The sequence below is a fragment of the Rhizobium sp. BK316 genome, from assembly GCF_014193695.1.
Lineage (GTDB): Bacteria > Pseudomonadota > Alphaproteobacteria > Rhizobiales > Rhizobiaceae > Rhizobium.
The window spans coordinates 1768783-1787920 of the sequence record NZ_JACHZR010000001.1 but is presented as its reverse complement, the minus strand read 5'-3'; the positions used below and the strand labels follow the sequence as shown (position 1 = coordinate 1787920).

Genomic DNA, 19138 nt, shown 5'->3' with positions numbered 1-19138 from the left:
AATGTGTGCGGGTATGAGCGGATGTAGCGACCCATTTCACTGGTGCTCTTTGCGTTATAAATAGAATTTCAGTGATTTTACACCGGCCCCACGCCACGCTCGGACTCTCAAACGCAATACCAGCTGGATAGGAGCCAACTGCCTCACTCTATGACGCAAACACCGTCATCTGCGGTGGCACCACCGCCAGGATGCCGGCACGGCGAGCGGCGACATACCTGAGGAGCTGTTCGATTACCCTCGGCATGACAGGCTTTTGCACCACGCCAACCGCGCCGCGGACACCATCTGCGACGACTTCCGGATTGGCAGTCATGAAGACGACGGAAATGCCGTGGTCTTCTGCGAGCTGCCGGCCGATCTCAGGGCCGGTTGCGCCGTCGGAGAGATTGACATCGACGAAGGCGATGTCTGCAAGCGGGGCAAGCCTGAAGGCCCCCTCGCGATCCGATGCGAGGCCTGCGACATGCACGCCCATGGTCTCGATCGTCATTTCGAGGTCGAGGGCGATCAGCAACTCGTCTTCGACAATCAGCACTCGCAGCTCCATGAGATGTTCCCGTTGCCAGCTACGCATGACATTCGTGGCCATGACAGATCCCCTTTACGCTTTACTTCAGGAGAGTCTTCGTCGTTGAAGAGAGGTTACTTCGGCGAGGCTCGCAGCTTAAACGGGCGATGCGACCATATGTTCCGGCATGAAACGCAGCTTTTTTCAATTAAGATTTTGTTAATATTGATAAATTCTTAACAATTCGAGCTGATCGTAAAAAGGCGGCTACTTTAGCCGCCTTCTGAAATTCTGGCTTTGGAGGCTTCCTAGCCCTTTGCCTTCAGCACCAGAACCGGCTCCTGCCTGTAATCAGCCGGGAAGATCTGCTTCAGGTTCTCGATCTTCGGCAGGTCGTTATAGACGATATAGGGGTAGGTCGGGTTCAGCGTCAAAAAATCCTGGTGATACTGCTCGGCTGGGTAGAAGCCGGTATAGTCGGTGACCTTGGTGACGATCGGCTGTTTGAAGACATGCGCCTTGTCGAGCTGGGCAATATAGGCTTCGGCCACCTTGCGCTGTTCAGGGTCGGAGATGAACAGCGCCGAGCGGTATTGGGTGCCCTGGTCCGGTCCCTGGAAATTGAGCTGCGTCGGGTTGTGTGCGACCGAGAAGAAGACCTGCAGGAGCTTGCCGTAGCTCACCTCTCTCGGATCGAAGGTCACCTTTACGGATTCGGCATGGCCCGTCGTGCCGGTGCTGACCGTTTCGTACTGGGCGGTTGCCGCTTCACCGCCGGCATAGCCGGACACGGCGCTTTTGACGCCCTTCACATGCTGGAAGACGCCCTGGACACCCCAGAAACAGCCGCCGGCGAAGACGGCCGTCTCCATGCCGGACTTACCCGCCTCGTCGATGGCAGGAGCTGGAATGACGACGGCATCTTCCGCCGCCTTGGTGGCGACGGAACCGAGCCCAAGCGAAAGGACTGCGGTTGCGAAAAGCGCGGCAAGGACCTTGCCTGACGTGGATATCGGCATGGGGGTTACCTCCGGGAAAGTGTCGAGAAATTCTTGCCGATCGACGAAAAAGCCGCAAATCACAAGCTGTTCACTCACGCCGATGTGACGATTATACGAAAGCGAATGTGCGAAGCCGGAACAGGCGGCAAGGTGAGTTGACAATTCCCCGGGGAGTGGGGACAGTGCCGCCCGGCTCAGAGCCAGCATCCGGGGGGAACCAATGTCTGTGCGCTCGTTCTTCGCTTTTTCCGTCATCGCCGCATCCGTGATTTTTGCCGGCTCGCCGGCTTTTGCCGCCGAGGCCAAGCGCGATATCGTCACCGTCAAGGATGCCGATTATTACGGCTTCGACCTGCGCACGGAGCAGAACCTTTCGCTCGATCAGTGCAAGGCGGCCTGCATCGGCGACAAGAGCTGCAAGGCCTTCACCTATAATCCCAAAGTGAAGTGGTGCTTCCTCAAATCCGATTTCAAGACGATGAACGCCGCCCCCGGCGCGATTGCCGGCCGGATCGTCGAAACGACGGCAGCCAGCGCCCCGAAAGAGCCGGATATTGGCGCTGCCCCCCGCCTGCCCTTCCTCTCCGACGATCTCGTCCAGCAGGCCCGCAATTTCCGCAACGATCTGGCGCTCGCCGACGACCAGCAGGGCCAGGGCGTCGACAGCCTGACGGCAAGTGCTCGCCTCGATCTCACCGGCGGCAATCTCTCCGACGCGCTGAAGGCCTTCCATGGTGCTCTGTCGATCACGCCTGATGATGGCGACCTGTGGGCCGAGACGGCGCGTGCCGCCACCTCGCTCGGCGCGCCTGACAGCGGCATCTTCGGCCAAGCGGTAATCGATGCGCTGAACGGCTATCAGCTGACACGCACGACCAATAAGCGCGCCGATGCGCTGGCCGTGCTTGCCAAGGCCCTGGAAAAGAATGCCAACTATCGCGATGCCTTGAATAGCTACAAGGCGAGCCTGGCGCTCGTCGGCGCCAAGGATGTGCAGGCGGACTACCTGCAGCTCAAGCAGACGCAGGGCTTCCGCATCACCGAACATACCGTCGATGCCGACAGCGCCACACCGCGCGCCTGCGTCACCTTCTCCGAGGCGCTGGTCAAGACGGTCGACTATACGCCCTTCGTGACACTGAACGGGGCTGCACCCAAGGCGCTGGAAGCCAAGGACAAGCAGATCTGCGTCGAGGGCCTCACCCACGGCGAGACCTACAAGATCGGCTTGCGCACCGGCCTGCCCTCCTCGGTCGACGAGGTTCTGGAAGCACCTGTGACGATCGACGTCTATATCAAGGATCGCAGCCAGATGGTGCGTTTCACCGGCGACAGCTTCGTGCTGCCGTCGACGGCGCGCCGCGGCGTGCCCGTCGTCTCCGTCAACATGGCGTCTGCCAATCTGAAGCTCTACCGTATCGGTGATCGCGGCATCGCACCGCTTCTGACGAGCTCGCAGTTCCTGACGCAGCTCGACGGCTACAGCGCCCAGAACATCCAGGACCAGAGCGGCGAACTCGTCTGGCAGGGTTCGATCGAGATCGCCAACGAGCTCAACAAGGATGTCGTCACCTCCTTCCCGGTCGACGAGGCGCTGCCCGAGCGCAAGCCCGGCATTTATGTGCTCGTCGCAACCCCGCCGACCGGTCCGGTGCAGGACTGGGATTCGCAGGCCACACAATGGTTCCTCGTCTCCGATATCGGCATTTCCACCTATGCCGGCACCGATGGTCTGAACGTCTTTGCCCGCTCACTGGCGTCTGCCAAGCCGATGGCCGGTGTCGAGCTGCAGCTGCTTGCCAAGAACAATGAAGTGCTCGGCACGGCGACGACCGATCAGGCCGGCCGCGCCAGCTTCACGGCCGGCCTGATGCGCGGCACGGCAGCCCTTACGCCTGCCGTCATCACCGCCAAGAACGGCGCGTCCGACTATGTTTTCCTCGACATGACGCGGGCCGGTTTCGATCTTTCTGACCGTGGTGTCACCGGCCGCGCCGCGCCGGGCGCGATCGACGTCTTGCCCTGGACCGAGCGCGGCATCTACCGCGCCGGCGAGACGGTGCATGCGGCAGCCCTTGCCCGCGACACGGACGGCAAGGCGATCGAGAACCTGCCGCTCACCTTCATCTTCTCACGGCCCGACGGCGTCGAAGACCGGCGCATCGTCAGCCAGACAAGCAATCTTGGCGGCTATCAGGTGGACCTGCAGACGCAGGAAAACGCCATGCGTGGCACCTGGACGATGAATGTCTATACGGATCCGAAGGGCTCGGCGATCGCCACCAAGACCTTCCTCGTCGACGACTTCGTGCCTGATCGCACCGACATGGAGATCAAGACCGACTCCAAGGAAATCGGCACGGATACGGCCGCGACGATCACTATTTCCGGCAAATATCTCTACGGCGCCCCGGCTGCCGGCCTCACCATCGAAGGCGATGTCGTCGTCAAGCCGACGCGCACGAATGCTGCCTATCCCGGCTACCAGTTCGGCCTTGCAGACGAGGAGGCAAGCGAGGATTCGCGCCAGCCGATCGACGGGTTGCCGGAACTCGACGGGAATGGCGAAGCCTCCACCGACCTGACGATCGGCGAACTGCCGGCAACAACCCAGCTCCTCAACGCCACCGTCTATCTGCGCATGCAGGAGCCGGGTGGTCGCGCCATCGAGCGATCGCTGGACATCCCGGTCAAGACCGACGCGACCGCAATCGGCATCAAGCCGGAATTCGACGGAGATCTGCCGGAGAATGCACTGGCGAATTTCACGGTCATCGGCCTCGACACCCAGGGCCAGAAGCAGGAAATGAAGGGCCTGCGCTGGAAATTCTACAAGCTGCGCCGCGACTATCAGTGGTATCGCGAAGGCACTGCCTGGAAATACGAGCCGACCTATACGCCCGAAGAGGTCGCCTCCGGCTCGGTGGATGCGACGGCTGAAAATGGCGGCAAGATCCAGGCACCGGTCAACTGGGGCCGTTACCGGCTCGAGGTCGAAAGCCCCGATGCAGACGGCCCGACCTCAAGCGTCGAATTCGATGCCGGCTGGTTCGTGGCGTCGACCTCGACGGAAACACCCGATGGCCTCGAAATCGCTCTCGACAAGGACAGCTATCATGTCGGCGAGACGGCCAAGCTGAAGGTCACGTCGCGTTACGGCGGCGAGCTGATGATCACGGCCGGCACCGAAAAGCTGATTGCCGTGCAGAATGCAACGATGGGCGAGACCGGCGGCGAGGTCGATATTCCCGTTACCGCCGACTGGGGTGCCGGCGCCTATGTGACCGCCACCCTGTTCCGGCCGGGCGATTCGCTCGACACCCATATGCCGGCGCGCTCGATCGGCATCAAATGGCTGAAGGTCGATCCGGCCGAGCGGGCGCTGCAGGTCAAGATCGATACGCCTGAGAAGATGCTGCCGCGCGGGCCGCTCGATATCGGCCTGCAGGTTGAAGGCGCCGGCGCAAATGAGGAAGCCTATGTCACGGTTGCCGCCGTCGATGTCGGCATCCTCAATCTCACACGCTACGAGCCGCCGAACCCGGAAGACTGGTATTTCGGCCAACGCCAGCTCGGCCTCGAGATCCGCGACCTTTACGGCCGGCTGATCGACGGCTCGCTGGGCGCGACCGGCAAGCTGCGCACCGGCGGCGACGGCGGCGCGATCGCATTGCAGGCAAGCCCGCCGACGCAAAAGCTCGTCGCCTTCTTCGCCGGTCCGGTCAAACTCGATGCCGAAGGCAAGGCCAAGGTGAGTTTCGATATACCGCAGTTCAACGGAACGGCGCGTGTCATGGCGGTTGCCTGGACAAAGGCCGGTGTCGGCCACAGCGCCAGAGACGTCATCATCCGCGACCCTGTCGTCGTCACGGCAAGCCTGCCGAAATTCCTGGCGCCCGGGGATAAGGCTAACCTCAGGCTCGACATCGCCAATACCGATGCACCCGCCGGCGACTACAAGCTGACGCTCACCGGCAACAGCGCGCTCAACATCGACGGGCCAGCCGAACAGACATTGAAGCTTCAAGCCGGCGCCAAGTCCGACCTGACGCTGACGCTCGTCGGCGGCGCGCCGGGCGATGGCAGTGTGACAATCAACCTGTCCAATGCCTCCGGCCTGTCGCTCGACCAGGTGGTCGACGTCCCGGTGCGGCCGTCCTCACTGCCAGTCACCGAACGGCGCGTCATTGCGTTGGCACCAGGCAAGAGCCTCACCATCGACAAGAACCTGTTGGCAGACAGCGTGCTTCCGGGCGCTTCGATCGCCGTCAACGTCACCCGCTCGACCGCCTTCGATATTCCCGCTCTCCTGATGACGCTCGACCGCTACCCCTTCGGCTGCGCCGAGCAGACGACGAGCCGTGCCCTGCCGCTGCTCTATCTGGCCGAAGTAGCCAAGCAGGCCGGTATGGATGAGACCGACGACGACATCCACAAGCGCGTGCAGGATGCCATCTACAAACTACTCTCCTATCAGGCCTATGCCGGAAGCTTTGGCCTTTGGGGACCGGATTCCGGCGATCTCTGGCTCGATTCCTACGTCACCGACTTCCTGACACGGGCACGCGAGCAGAAGTACGACGTGCCGGATCGCGCCCCGGTGCAGGCGCTGGAAAATCTCCAGAATTCGCTCTCCTATACGACGGACGTGAAGGGCAAAGGCGACGAAATCGCCTACGCCCTCTACGTGCTCGCCCGCAACAAGAAGGCTGCCGTCAGCGACCTGCGCTACTATGCCGACACGATGATCAACGACTTCCCGACACCGCTTGCCAAGGCGCATATCGCTGCGGCACTGGCGCTCTATGGCGACGCGACCCGCTCGAAGAACATCTTTGTCGATGCGCTGCAGATGTCGAAGCAGTCGATGGTGACCCGGGTAAACTTCTCGCGCACCGATTACGGCTCGGTGCTGCGCGATGGCGCAGCAATCCTGGCGCTTGCGGCCGAAAGCCGGCCGGTTCCGCCCGTCATTCCGGAACTTGCCAAGGCGGTCGCTCGGGAATGGGATCGCAGCAAATATACGAGCACCCAGGAACAGGCATGGATGCTTCTGGCGGCGCGTGCCCTGCAGAACGGCGACGACGATCTGAAGATCAACGTCAACGGCGCTGAGCGAACCGGCGCCTATATGGCAAAGATGACGGGTGACGCGCTGATCGACCATCCGCTGACATTGACGAGTGCCACGAGCGATACGGTTTCGGCCGTCGTCACCACGGTTGCCGCCCCCGTCAAACCGCTGCCTGCTGGCGGCAACGGCTTTACCATCGAGCGGACCTATTACACGCTTGATGGCGAGGAGGCGACTGTCAGCGAGGCGCAGCAGAACGAGCGTTATGTCGTCGTCCTCCATGTGACCGAGCAGAACGACTGGGCCTCGCGCATCGTCATCACCGATCTCCTGCCGGCCGGCTTCGAGATCGACAATCCGAGCCTCGTCGACAGCGCCCAGATGACGAATTTCGACTGGGTCGGTGAGATGTCCGCCGCCCATACGGAATTCCGCTACGACCGTTTCGTCGCCGCCTTCAACCGCGGCGAAAATTCGGCGCGTGATTTCAATGTCGCCTATGTGGTGCGCGCCGTGACACCCGGTGTCTACGATCATCCGGCAGCAACTGTCGAGGACATGTATCGTCCCGATATGTCCGCGCGGACCGCGACCGGCAAGATGGAGGTCGTTGCGGCTCAACAATGAGGCGGTGGCAGAAATTTGCGATCGGGGCTGCGGCCGGCATCATCATTGCCGGTGCAGGCCTCTTCGCGCTCGACGCCGCCGACCGCGCCTTTCCCCCGCCGCTGGAGCAAGCCGAAGCCGTCTCGCCCGAAGTGCTCGATGCCGATGGGCAATTGCTGCGCGCCTTTGCAACGCCGGAAGGCCGCTGGCGGCTGAAAACAGGCGTTGCCGACGTCGATCCGCAATTCATCCGTATGCTCGTCGCCTATGAGGACCAGCGTTTTTATGAGCATTCCGGCATCGATATCTGGGCGCTCGGGCGCGCGGCACTGCAATTTGCCAGCAACGGCCGCATCGTCTCCGGGGCCTCGACGCTCTCCATGCAGGTGGCAAGGCTGATCGAGCCACGAGAGAGCCGGTCGTTCTCGGCAAAACTGCTGCAGATCCTGCGCGCAGTGCAGATCGAGCGGCGGCTTTCGAAGGGCGACATCCTCGATCTCTATCTCACCCATGCGCCCTATGGCGGCAATCTGGAAGGCGTGCGCGCGGCAAGCCTTGCCTATTTCGGCAAGGAGCCGAAGCGGCTGACGGTGGCAGAAGCTGCCCTGCTCGTCGCGCTGCCGCAATTGCCCGAAAAGCGCCGCCCTGACCGGAACCTTAAGGCAGCCGAAGCGGCGCGCAAGCGGGTGCTCGACCGTATCGCCGTGGCCGAAGTCGTCGGTGATGGCGAGGCCGAGCGCGCCGAGGATGTTGCCATTCCCGCCCGCCGCCTGCAGCTTCCTGCCCTTGCCGCCCATGTCGCGGAGGCCGCATTGCGCAAGGATCCGAAGGCGATCCGGCACCAGACGACGCTGAAGAAGCAGGTCCAGACCGGCCTCGAATCCGTCGCGCGCGCCGCGACGATGAAGCTCGGACCAAAACTGTCGCTCGCCATGGTGATGGCGGAGGCCGAAACCGGCGAGATCGTCGGCGAGGTGGGTTCAGCCGATTATTTCGATGCCAGCCGCTCCGGCTGGATCGACATGACGCGTGTCAACCGTTCGCCCGGCTCGACGCTCAAACCCTTCATCTATGGCCTTGCCTTCGAGCAGGGATTGGTCAGCCAGGAGACCATCATCGAGGACCGGCCGGCCGACTTTTTCGGCTACCGGCCGCGTAATTTCGACATGAGCTACCAGGGCGACGTGACGGTGCGCGAGGCCCTGCAGCTCTCCCTCAACGTGCCGGCCGTCAAGCTGCTCGATGCCGTCGGCCCGTCGCGGCTCATGGTGCGTTTCCGCCGCGCCGAAGTGCGCCCCGTTCTGCCGCCAAACGAGACGCCGGGTCTGGCAATCGGCCTTGGCGGCGTCGGCATCACGCTGAAGGATCTCGTGCAGCTTTATACGGCCCTTGCCAATCGCGGCCAGCCGGTCAGGATCGGCGATGGTGTGACGAATGCGCCGGGCAAGATCGACGGCGAGCCCTTGCTGGAGCCGGTCGCCGTCTGGAATGTCGCCGACATACTCTCGGGCGTCATACCGCCTGCCGGCGCGCCGCAGCGCGGCATCGCCTACAAGACCGGCACGAGCTACGGCTATCGCGATGCCTGGTCGGTCGGTTATGACGGACGTTATGTGCTTGGTGTGTGGGTCGGACGGCCTGATAACAGCGCAGTACCCGGTTTGACGGGTTATGGCACTGCCGCACCCATCCTCTTCGAGGCGCTTGCAAAATCCGGCATCGCCACCACACCACTGCCGCGCCCGCCGACAGGCGCCGTGCGCATCGCACAGACCGATCTGCCGATCAGCCAGCGCCGTTTTGCCGTCAATGCCAACGGACTGCTGGTCACGTCCGGCCGCGAGCCGTCACCCCAGATCGTCTATCCGCCGGAGGGCGCTCATGTCGATCTTGGAGCAAAAGCAGGCGATCTTTCGCCACTGATGCTCAAACTGCAGGGCGGCCGCGCGCCCTTCCGCTGGCTTGCCAACGGCAAGCCGCTGCCCGAACTTTCACGCCGGCGCACGCAGAGCTGGATGCCTGATGGCGGCGGGTATTCAAAGCTGACGGTCATCGATTCCATGGGCCGAGCGGCAAGCGTCGGCGTCTTCGTCGACTAGGGCTTGTTGAGATTCATTTTGAGTTTATGACAGCGGCGCAAGCGTAGATCATGGCGGAGAAGTTTCTGTCGGTTTTATCGCTTCTCATGGCGATGGCCTTGAACTCTTTGAGCTTGCAGAAGAAGTTCTCGATCAGGTGTCCCGTTGCAGCGCCGGCCAGGCAATCGCGTTAAAAATCAGGTCCTGATGGACAAGGACAGTGGCCCACGCATAGGCCGCATCAGTAAAGATCGCTTGTATCTCGGCTTAACCCCGGATTTGCAACGGCGCGTGACAACATTGGAAACTCACCTTAATGGTTTATTAAGCTTTGGAAGCGCGGGGGGCTCGCATGCATAGGCGCGAGATAAAGAAGGCATATTACCCAAATTTCAACCTGATCAGGCTCGTCGCAGCCTCCACGGTGATCTTTTCGCATGCCTTCCTTATCTCGGAGAAAACCTCGGCGAACGAACCCTTCGAGCGTTTGATCGGAGGGGGCAATATCCTTGGCATCTTCGGGGTCTATGTGTTTTTCATCACAAGCGGCTTCCTCGTCACGCAGAGCGCGCAGTCAGGCAGCGCGAGTGGTTTTCTCTGGCGGCGTGCGCTGAGGATATATCCGGCGCTTGTCGTCTGCACCCTGCTCAGCGTCTATGTTTTGGGTCCCTTTTTCAGCCCGTTAGGCATCAGCGCTTATCTTCGTAACTCGCTTCATGTGAAGACGACGGTGCATGCGGTGCTCGATCCGAACTATGGTATGATCCTGCCCCATGTACAGTTTTATGATCCTGCGATCTCCTGGCTTGCCACCTTCGTCAACGGCTCTCTTTGGACGATCCCGCAGGAAATATTCTGCTACCTCATCCTTGCGGCATTGATGGCCATCGGGCTTCTGCGAGCCCCGCTCATCGCATCTTCCGTCGCCGTCGGCGTGATTTTGGAGCTTTTCTTCGATAGTCCGTGGCCAGATAGAAAGTTGATAACGGACTTCACTTATATCGCTCCCTACTTCCTCTGCGGTTCACTTCTCTGGTTCGTCGCGGCAAAATGGCAGCCAAGCATTGTACTGGCCCTGATCTTCGTGGTGCTTGGTGTGCTCTGCCTCGTCCTCTGGCCCGCCTATCCTTATGGGCCAATGTTATTCGCCTATCCGCTTGTCCAGATCGCGACCTCGCCGGGCATACGCCTGCCGACTCTCGGCCGGTTTGGCGACGTCTCCTATGGGACCTATCTGTATGGCTGGCCAGTGGAGCAAGTGGTGAACAATGCTCTAGGTGAGTACAGCACATGGTGGGCGGTCTTCGCCGTTTCCCTGCCTGCTGCCATGTTACTCGGTTGGCTATCCTGGCATCTTTTAGAAAAGCGTGCGCTGAGGTTGAAGCGAACATCATTCTCCCAGCAACAGCATGTCATTCAGCAGATCGCGCGTCGGTTTTTCGAACAGCATAGTCCCTAACTGTCGCACTTTCCTGATCATGTGCAACGGTTGCCTGAATGGGTCTCGGTGGTGAGCTTCCGCCAAGGTATCGGTCTTTTCTGCCAGGAAGAACCCACTATGACCGCTGTCGATTCATTGCGGCGCGTCTTCTAGGCAGCTTCGACACCATTGCCCAGGCACTTGGCGACATCTGCAACCTCTTCTCCGTGATCGAATGCCGAAACTACTTCAGGGCTGCCGGATATGAGGCCGATTAAACGCGACACGCGTTAGAGCCTTACCTGGCCTGATTGAAGCGTTCTGTTGGCAGAGCACGAAACGTGACCTTGGCCCCCGGACAATGGCCCATCAGTAGGAGCCCAGCGTTCCCCATGAGCGCGGCTACAGAGGCACTCGATAGAGGATGACGCGAGCACTCGGTACAATCTGCGACAGGAAGTCGAAATCCCGCACGTTGCCGGTCAATACGCTCGCACCCAGCTGCCGCGCCTGCAGGAAAATGAGGGCGTCATTGACGAAGCGGCGCTCATGTCCCTCGCCTCGGCCACGCGGGCCAGTATCCCCTGGAGATAGGCGTCGCTCATCCGGTTCCGATCTCCAAAGCAGGACGGTCATTTTTTCGTTTCCTGGACAGCCGTTTTCAGCGGCTGCAGATCTTACGCATGAGCGTGTGCAGCCCGCGGCGGCTTTGCCGAATGGACTTTCACCTTCACGTCCACCGTCTGGCCGAGGAGATCGAGCATCTTCCAAAGCCGGTCAACGGTGAAGCCGTCCAGCTTGACGCGGCGGATGCGCGAGAATTCGGTATAGTTGATTCCGGTCAGCGTTCCGGCTTCCCGCACCGACAGCTTCCGCCTGTCGAGCGTCTTGATAATCTGTGCCGCCAGCGTAGCCCGCAGATGCTCCAGTTCCGGGTTCGGCATATCGAAGTCGCGGAAGACGTTGCCACTGCCGCGAACAAGTTCAAATTCGTCGCTCATCGTAAAGCCTCCTTCAGTCGTTTCAGGCGTTCGCGGATCAGATCAATTTCGGCCTTCGGTATTGTAATGCCCGACTTCGATTTTTTCTGAAACGCATGGACAACCCATATGTCCGTATCGATCTGCAGCACGTAGACGACACGAAAAGCGTCGCCCCGGTGCTTCAATGCCAGCTCGAGTACGCCCGACCCGAGGCCCGTCAATGGCTTTGCGATCTCGGGATGGCCGCCAGCGGCAACCACGGTCAACGCCCGCGCCATTTCGACCTGTGCGCCGGGCGGAAAATCTTCAAAGTCTTTCCGGGCGGCCTTAATCCACGATACTGTACGGCCATTGTCTGGCATATGGTCTATGTTGATATATTTATCAACACTCGTCAATGAAAATAACGTCGTAGCCGTCCGTTCTGCCGCCCGCGGCGAAAGCCCGACTACCGCAATTCGATTGGCGAAAAATCAATGTGACAGCACCCCATCAACGAACCTACCCTTAAAGAAGGGGAACAAAAGCGCTTCACAACCGTTGGAAGATGTCCCCTTCAAACGGCAAAAACGACCCCATGACGCTTCCCTCCGCGACCTACCGGGTCCAGTTCCGCAACGGCATGACCTTCGATCGTGCCTGCGGGCTTGTCCCCTATCTGAAGTCGCTTGGCATCAGCCACCTCTACGCCTCGCCGGTCTTCACCGTCACGACAGGATCGACGCACGGTTACGACGTGACCGACGCCAACGAGATCGATCCGGGACTCGGCGGAAGGGCGGGTTTCGATCGCCTGACGGAGGCGCTGTCAGAAGCGGGCATGGGCCTAATGCTCGACATCGTGCCGAATCATATGGCTGCTTCGCTGGAGAACGCCTGGTGGCGGAGCGTCCTGGAATTCGGCAAGCATAGCCCGTTTGCAGGCCACTTCGATATAGAATGGAGCGAACGACTGACCCTGCCCCAGCTCGGTAAGAGCTTCGATGAAAGTGTTTCTGCCGGCGAACTGACGATCACTATCGACGAGACGCATGGCAATCTGGCGATCGGCTACTATGACGCCCTCTTTCCGCTGAGCATGGAAAGCTACGCCCAGCTCTCGACGGAACTGGATGATCCTGTTCTCGCTGGGATGGCCGAACTGGCAGGCTCCATCGGTGGCGATGACCTGCATCGAGGGCTGCGCGACATGATCTTCGAGGCCGGCGATCTCACAAGCCTGAGCAGAAAGCTTGCGGAGCTTTCAAAGGATCATGCCTTCATGACGCGGCTGCATGCGGCGCAGCACTGGCAGCTTCAGCGCTGGCAGGAGGCTTCGGAGCATCTGAGCTATCGGCGGTTTTTCGAGGTGACGGGACTGGTCGGCCTGCGGGTCGAGGATATCAGGGTCTTCGAAGAGAGCCACCGGCTGATTCTCGATCTCGTGCGTCAGGGCCACGTGCAGGGCCTGCGCATCGACCATATCGACGGGCTGGCGGAACCGAGAGCCTATCTCGACCGCTTGCGGGAAGCAGTCGGCGCAGACACCTATATCGTCGTCGAGAAAATCCTTGGCCCCGGCGAAGGGCTGCCGGCCGACTGGCCGGTGCATGGAACGACGGGCTACGAGTTCGTTGCCGCCTTGAGCGGGCTCTTCGTGGAGGGCAATGGCTTGCAGAAGCTCGATGAAGCCTATCGCCGGCTGGCAGGTGGCAATGGCGATTTCGAAGCCGGGCGACGGACGGCCAAGCGGTTGATGGTCGAGCGGAATTTCGCCGGAGAGGCGGCCCGCCTTGCGCGCATAGCAGCCGGCCTCCTCCCCGAACTGTCGAACAGGGAAATGACCGAGGCGATCCGCGAGCTTCTGATCGCCTTTCCCGTCTACCGCACCTACGGGACCGACGGCCCTCTCGATGCGCGGGATGCGGACCTGCTGAAAAAAGCCGAGCTGGCGGCTGCCGGATATCTGGACCATGCACAGTCGCTGCAAAGCATCGTGGCCATCCTCGAGGGTAAGGTCGACAACGAGGCGGCTCGTGAATTCCGCCACCGATTCCAGCAGCTCTCCGGCCCCGTCATGGCCAAGGCAATGGAGGATACGCTGTTCTATCGCTACAACCGGCTGCTGGCGGTAAATGAGGTCGGTGGCGAGCCGGAGCATGTGCCCGGCGGCATCGAAGCGTTTCACCAACACATGCAGGATCGGGCGCGCTCCCAGCCCTCGGGTCTTTCGGCAACATCGACGCATGACACAAAGCGCGGCGAGGATGCGCGGGCGCGGCTTTATACTGTCAGCGAAGGCGCCGACGTCTTTGCCAACGCCGTCGAACATTGGCGCAGACTGAATGAAAGTCACCGTATTGAGCTGCCGGACGGTGCAGCACCCGAGCCCGATCTGGAATGGATGCTCTATCAGGCGCTTACCGGCGCGTGGCCTGAGGATTTCGACCGTCATCATGCGGATGGGCTGCGCGAGCGTTTCGTCGCCTATGCGGAAAAGGCTATTCGCGAAGCCAAGCTGCGTACCGATTGGACGGCGCCGAACAATGACTATGAGGAGGCGGTCCGCGCCTATGCGGCAGCACTCGTCTCACCCGACAACGACGCCTTCACCGAGGCTTTCGCCCGTGTTCTGCAGCCCTTCATCGAGGCCGGTTACGTCAACAGCCTGTCGCAGACATTGATCAAGCTGACGGCACCGGGCATTCCGGATATCTATCAAGGGGCCGAAGGTTTCGATTTCAGTTTCGTCGACCCCGACAACAGGCGGCCGCCAGATTTCGAGACACTCGCAGGCTGGCTTGCCGAGGGTGGTCCGCTGGCAAGATTGCAGGCGGCGGCGCTGAAACAGCGTGTCATCCAGATCGGCCTGGGACTCCGGCTCGAGCACGGCCAGCTTTTCACTAAGGGGGAATATCTGCCGCTGGCCGTCAGCGGCATCAGAAGCGACCATGTCGTCGCCTTTGCCCGCCTGCACCATAACGACTTCGCTGTCACCGTCGTGCCAAGACTGATGTTCGGCTGGCTCGATCCCGGCGTGCTCTTTGCCGGGTCGGAATTCTGGGACGATACGGTAATATCCGTGCCTTCACCGCTTCACGGTCTCAAGGCAGATCTCCTGACCGGCAAGATGCTGGAGCCGGGAACGAAGATTACGCTTGCCACCCTTCTCGGAGACCAGCCGGCGGCCCTGATCGTGCCGGCTTGACAGTAACCTTGAAAAATCCGGAATTATGTCGCTACTGCCACCAAATCTAAATCTGCAACGCAGGAGCACTGTCCCTGCAGTCACAGACCAAACTCGTTCTCAGATTTCTGAATGACATCCCAAAGTGTGCTGGGCGTAAAATCGTAGCCCAAGCGCATCCATTGCATCACATCGAACGGGTGCGCGACGATCAGGTCCACATTTCCGATCTCATATCTCAGAGCCTGCAGGGTTCGTCGGGCCGAAGAAGTCGTGTTCACCACTTGAGTTTCTACGGCGGAAGCGTCCTTCGTAGTAAAATCCATCAGGTTATCCGTGACGAGAATGTCGGCCTTGGCGCCAACGGCTGTAGCTAACACGCCGGCATCTTCCACGTCAGGCATAGCAAAACGCTCCTCTCCACCCAAAATGAGATATGGGTCGAGCGCATCTGGGCCATATTTTACTATGTCAACGATAGATCCGGAGTACGACTTGATTCGATCCTCAGAGTATTTCAGGCGGCGGAGCACCATTTCGAGGGTATCGATCATCTCGAACGAGATGATTAATTGCGCCGGGTTCGCAATGCCCCATTGTTGGCCGCTCACCATGGACACAAGCGTCTGTGTCGCCGTTCCTTTATGACCACGGTCGTAAGCCATTATGTTGCCAACGAAGATGTTGACATCGAGGAGCACGCGGACGGGACGATCCATGCATTACTTCCGACGTGCTGCGGCTCGGCTCAATGCAGTAGCTTCTTCCAATAAGTCAATCTCGCTGCCTGCATGTTCCCGTCCCCCGAACCGGTGCTCGGCTGCGAGGTCGTTAGTTGCCTTCTCAAGGCGTACCTTTGCCGCCGCTGCCATCATCTCGCGGCCAAGTCTGATAATGGTTTCCTGATCGTTTTGCGCGTTTAGCTCGAGCAAGAAATCCCGCACTCCCTTCGGAAGTCCAACGAATACGGTAATTGCGCTGGATACCGCATTCGATACGGATCTGTTCTCCATCGAAGCCACCATCTTCAACTTCGTGGCTGTCTTGCCATCGACGTTCGCCGAAACTGTAGACGACATCGTACACTCCTATAGAAATACCTCATTCCTATATACTGTGAAAGGCGGCGATTTACAACTTACGCCATCCCGGCCATCGAAGACGGTCAACACTTCAGACATACTCAAGTGAGACTGAAAACCTGCTCCTTGGGGGCAGTTGCTGCCTAATTCCGTAAAACTCCGCACCGATAAAAAAGCTGTTGACCTTCCAGTTGCTGGAAGGCTGATAAAGGCGTCCGGATGCCAGAAGGGCATGAAAGGCGAAAGCATTATGGATACCAAGCACGATCATCATCACGGCCACAACCACCATGGACATGCTCACGACCATCACCATCATGCCGGTGCGCAATGCGGCTGCGGCCACGACGAAAAGGTTGAAGAGCTGGTGGTGCGCGATCCCGTCTGCGGCATGACGGTCGATCCGAATGCCAGCAAGCCTTCTCTGGATTATGAGGGTCACACCTATCGCTTCTGCTGCGATGGCTGCCGAAAGAAATTCGAAGCGGCACCGCAGGATTATCTTACGGCCAAGGATCCGGTCTGCGGCATGAACGTCGATCGCGCCAGCGCCAGGCATTTCCTAAAGCACGAGGGCGAAAAATTCTACTTCTGCTCGGCAGGCTGCAAGGCGAAGTTCGAGGCCGATCCCGAGACCTATCGCAATGGCAGGAAACCCCCGGCAGCCGCCATGCCCAAGGGAACGCTCTATACCTGCCCCATGCATCCTGAGATCGTCAGCGACCATCCCGGCGACTGCCCGAAATGCGGCATGGCGTTGGAGCCGATGGGCATTCCGCCCGAGGATGAAGGCCCGAACCCGGAACTCGTGGATTTTATCCGGCGGCTCTGGGTCAGTGCGGTTCTTTCGATCCCGCTCCTGATCCTCACCATGGGTCCGATGCTTGGCCTGTCGTGGCCGCGCGAAGCGCTCGGGGAACCGCTTGCGAGTTTTGTCGAACTGTTGCTGGCGACACCGGTCGTCCTCTGGGCAGCCCTTCCCTTCTTTCGCAGGGCATGGGCATCCTTCGTCAACCGCAGTCCGAACATGTGGACATTGATCGGCCTCGGCGTCGGCACGGCCTATGTCTACAGCGTCGTGGCGACCATGACGCCCGATCTCTTCCCGCATAGTTTCCGCGGCCATGGCGGCTCTGTTCCCGTTTATTTCGAGGCAGCCGCCGTCATCATTGCACTGGTCTTCGCCGGGCAGGTGCTGGAATTGAAGGCGCGCGAACGCACCGGCTCTGCAATCCGCGCGCTGCTTGACCTTGCGCCGAAAACCGCGCGCCGCATCGATGCCGATGGCAGTGAGCGCGACGTGCCTGTCGACGAGATCCAGGCCGGCGACCGGCTGCGGGTACGCCCTGGCGAACGTGTGCCGGTCGACGGTTCCGTCATCGAGGGCCAGTCGACCATCGATGAATCGATGATCACGGGCGAATCGCTGCCGGTGGAAAAGACTGTGGGCGACACACTGACCGGCGGCACCATGAACAAGAACGGCGCGCTGATCATGACCGCCGAAAAGGTCGGCGCCGACACGACACTGTCGCGCATCGTCGACATGGTGGCGAAGGCGCAGCGCTCGCGCGCGCCGATCCAGGGGGCTGTCGACCGCGTTTCGGCGATCTTCGTTCCCGGCGTCGTCGCGGCCGCCATCGCTGCCTTCCTCGTCTGGTCCTTCGTCGGGCCGGAGCCGCGGCTGGCCAATGCCCTGCTTGCCGCCGTCGCCGTGCTGATCATCGCCTGCCCCTGTGCACTCGGCCTTGCGACGCCGATGTCGATCATGATTGCCACCGGCCGTGGCGCGCAGGAGGGTGTCTTGATCAAGGATGCGGAAGCATTGGAGCGTTTTTCGAAGGTCGATACATTGATCGTCGACAAGACCGGCACGCTGACCGAAGGTAAGCCAAAGCTGACTGAGGTTGTGGCTTTGGGCAACATTGATGAAAACGATCTGCTGGCGCTTGCTGCAAGCCTGGAACGCGGTTCGGAACATCCCCTCGCCGAGGCAATCGTCTCCGGTGCCGAAGAACGCGGCCTCACCTTCCGCGACGCGACGGGTTTCGAGGCAAGGACCGGAAAGGGCGTGGAAGGCAAGGCGGGCGGCACATCCGTCGCGCTCGGCAATGCCGCCATGCTTGCCGATCTCGGCATCGATCCCTCGCCGCTCTCCGAGAAGACCGAGGCGCTGCGCGGCGAAGGCAAGACCGTCATGTTCGTGGTCGTGGATGGCGTGCTGGCCGGCCTTGTCGCCGTTGCCGATCGTGTCAAGCCGACAACGGCTGCCGCCATCAAGGCGCTGCACGACAGCGGCCTGAAAATCATCATGGCGACCGGCGACAATGAGCGGACGGCCCGTGCGGTGGCAGGAAGCCTTGGGATCGACGAGGTTCGCGCCGATGTTCTGCCTGAGGACAAGAAGGCGCTGGTCGATGAACTCCGGGCGAAAGGCGCTGTCATCGCCATGGCCGGCGACGGCGTCAATGATGCGCCGGCACTCGCCGCTGCCGATGTCGGCATCGCCATGGGTACGGGCGCTGACGTTGCGATGGAAAGTGCGGGCATTACATTGGTGAAGGGCGATCTCAACGGCATCGTCCGTGCCAGGCGGCTTGCCGAAGCCACCATGCGCAACATCCGCCAGAACCTCGGCTTTGCCTTCGGCTACAATGCGCTCGGCATCCCCGTGGCCGCCGGCGTGCTCTACCCGATCTTCGGCCTGCTGCTCTCGCCGATGATTGCGGCCGCTGCCATGAGCCTCTCGTCCGTCTCGGTCATCGGCAATGCGCTGAGGCTGAGGGTCGAACAGCTGTAAAGGAATCAAGTGATGAATATCGGCGAAGCCTCGGAACGGTCCGGCCTGCCTTCAAAGACCATCCGCTACTACGAAGACATCGGCCTCATCCGCCCCGGCCGGGGCGGAAACGGCTACCGCGATTATGCGGCCTCGGACGTGCACAAGCTGCGCTTCCTGCAGCGCTCGCGCGGCCTCGGCTTCTCGGTGGAGGAATGCCGTCAGCTGCTCGCACTCTACGAGGACAAGAGCCGGGCGAGCGCCGACGTCAAGGGGATCGCCGAGGCGAAGCTTTCGGAAATCGACCGGAAGATCCGCGAGCTGACGGAGCTGCGGCATACGCTCGAACATCTCGTCCATGCCTGCCACGGCAATGATCGTCCGGACTGTCCGATCCTCGAAGAACTTTCGGACACCGCCACCTGACGCTTGTCACTA

The 19138-nt window shown here is 60.7% G+C and carries 13 protein-coding genes; 6 read left to right on the top strand and 7 right to left on the bottom strand.

Features of this window, described 5'->3' with window-relative positions:
* Positions 1-148 precede the first annotated feature (148 nt).
* Positions 149-592 (bottom strand): response regulator, encoded by a 444-nt coding sequence (locus tag FHT87_RS08050; RefSeq protein ID WP_183800851.1) that lies wholly within the window; start codon positions 590-592, stop codon positions 149-151.
* 227 nt (positions 593-819) lie between these two features.
* Positions 820-1530 (bottom strand): peptide-methionine (S)-S-oxide reductase MsrA, encoded by a 711-nt coding sequence (msrA, locus tag FHT87_RS08045; RefSeq protein ID WP_183800848.1) that lies wholly within the window; start codon positions 1528-1530, stop codon positions 820-822.
* Positions 1531-1732: 202 nt separating this feature from the next.
* On the opposite strand from msrA, the gene FHT87_RS08040 reads away from it, so the two are divergent.
* The 3 genes from FHT87_RS08040 (at position 1733) to FHT87_RS08030 (ending at position 10729) form a co-directional block, all read left to right on the top strand.
* Entirely contained in the window at positions 1733-7213 is a 5481-nt protein-coding gene (locus tag FHT87_RS08040; protein ID WP_183800845.1) for an alpha-2-macroglobulin family protein, read from the top strand.
* Positions 7210-9291 carry a penicillin-binding protein 1C gene (gene pbpC, locus FHT87_RS08035; protein ID WP_183800843.1) on the top strand — a complete coding sequence of 694 codons (2082 nt, stop codon included), beginning with the start codon at positions 7210-7212 and terminating at the stop codon, positions 9289-9291. The genes FHT87_RS08040 and pbpC overlap by 4 nt, the downstream gene beginning before the upstream one ends.
* A 331-nt stretch (positions 9292-9622) precedes the next feature.
* Positions 9623-10729 (top strand): acyltransferase, encoded by a 1107-nt coding sequence (locus FHT87_RS08030; protein WP_183800840.1) that lies wholly within the window; start codon positions 9623-9625, stop codon positions 10727-10729.
* Between the two features lie 363 nt (positions 10730-11092).
* Here FHT87_RS08030 and FHT87_RS08025 read toward each other — a convergent pair whose 3' ends face one another.
* Genes FHT87_RS08025 through FHT87_RS08015 form a run of 3 tightly spaced genes read right to left on the bottom strand, consistent with a single transcriptional unit; the run spans position 11093 to position 12035 of the window.
* The gene (locus tag FHT87_RS08025) at positions 11093-11326 is read right to left on the bottom strand and encodes a hypothetical protein (RefSeq protein WP_183801112.1); all 234 of its coding nucleotides are present in this window, start codon (positions 11324-11326) and stop codon (positions 11093-11095) included.
* A gap of 41 nt (positions 11327-11367) precedes the next feature.
* On the bottom strand, positions 11368-11691 hold the full coding sequence (locus tag FHT87_RS08020) for a helix-turn-helix transcriptional regulator (protein ID WP_183727000.1): 324 nt from the start codon (positions 11689-11691) through the stop codon (positions 11368-11370).
* Positions 11688-12035, bottom strand: a complete 348-nt coding sequence (locus FHT87_RS08015) for a type II toxin-antitoxin system RelE/ParE family toxin (RefSeq protein ID WP_183800837.1) — start codon at positions 12033-12035, stop codon at positions 11688-11690. The genes FHT87_RS08020 and FHT87_RS08015 overlap by 4 nt, the downstream gene beginning before the upstream one ends.
* A gap of 215 nt (positions 12036-12250) precedes the next feature.
* Between FHT87_RS08015 and treY the strand changes: the two genes are divergently transcribed.
* On the top strand, positions 12251-14860 hold the full coding sequence (gene treY / locus FHT87_RS08010) for a malto-oligosyltrehalose synthase (protein WP_183800834.1): 2610 nt from the start codon (positions 12251-12253) through the stop codon (positions 14858-14860).
* Positions 14861-14940: 80 nt separating this feature from the next.
* Here the strand turns inward: treY and FHT87_RS08005 are convergent, their stop codons facing one another.
* Complete coding sequence (locus FHT87_RS08005) at positions 14941-15558, bottom strand: PIN domain-containing protein (RefSeq protein WP_183800831.1); 618 nt, start codon at positions 15556-15558, stop codon at positions 14941-14943.
* Between the two features lie 3 nt (positions 15559-15561).
* The gene (locus tag FHT87_RS08000) at positions 15562-15918 is read right to left on the bottom strand and encodes a hypothetical protein (RefSeq protein ID WP_183800829.1); all 357 of its coding nucleotides are present in this window, start codon (positions 15916-15918) and stop codon (positions 15562-15564) included.
* Positions 15919-16171: 253 nt separating this feature from the next.
* On the opposite strand from FHT87_RS08000, the gene FHT87_RS07995 reads away from it, so the two are divergent.
* On the top strand, positions 16172-18721 hold the full coding sequence (locus FHT87_RS07995) for a heavy metal translocating P-type ATPase (RefSeq protein WP_183800826.1): 2550 nt from the start codon (positions 16172-16174) through the stop codon (positions 18719-18721).
* 12 nt (positions 18722-18733) lie between these two features.
* A complete protein-coding gene (gene cueR, locus FHT87_RS07990; RefSeq protein WP_183726994.1) occupies positions 18734-19126 on the top strand; it encodes a Cu(I)-responsive transcriptional regulator in 393 nt (130 codons plus the stop codon).
* Positions 19127-19138 lie beyond the last annotated feature (12 nt).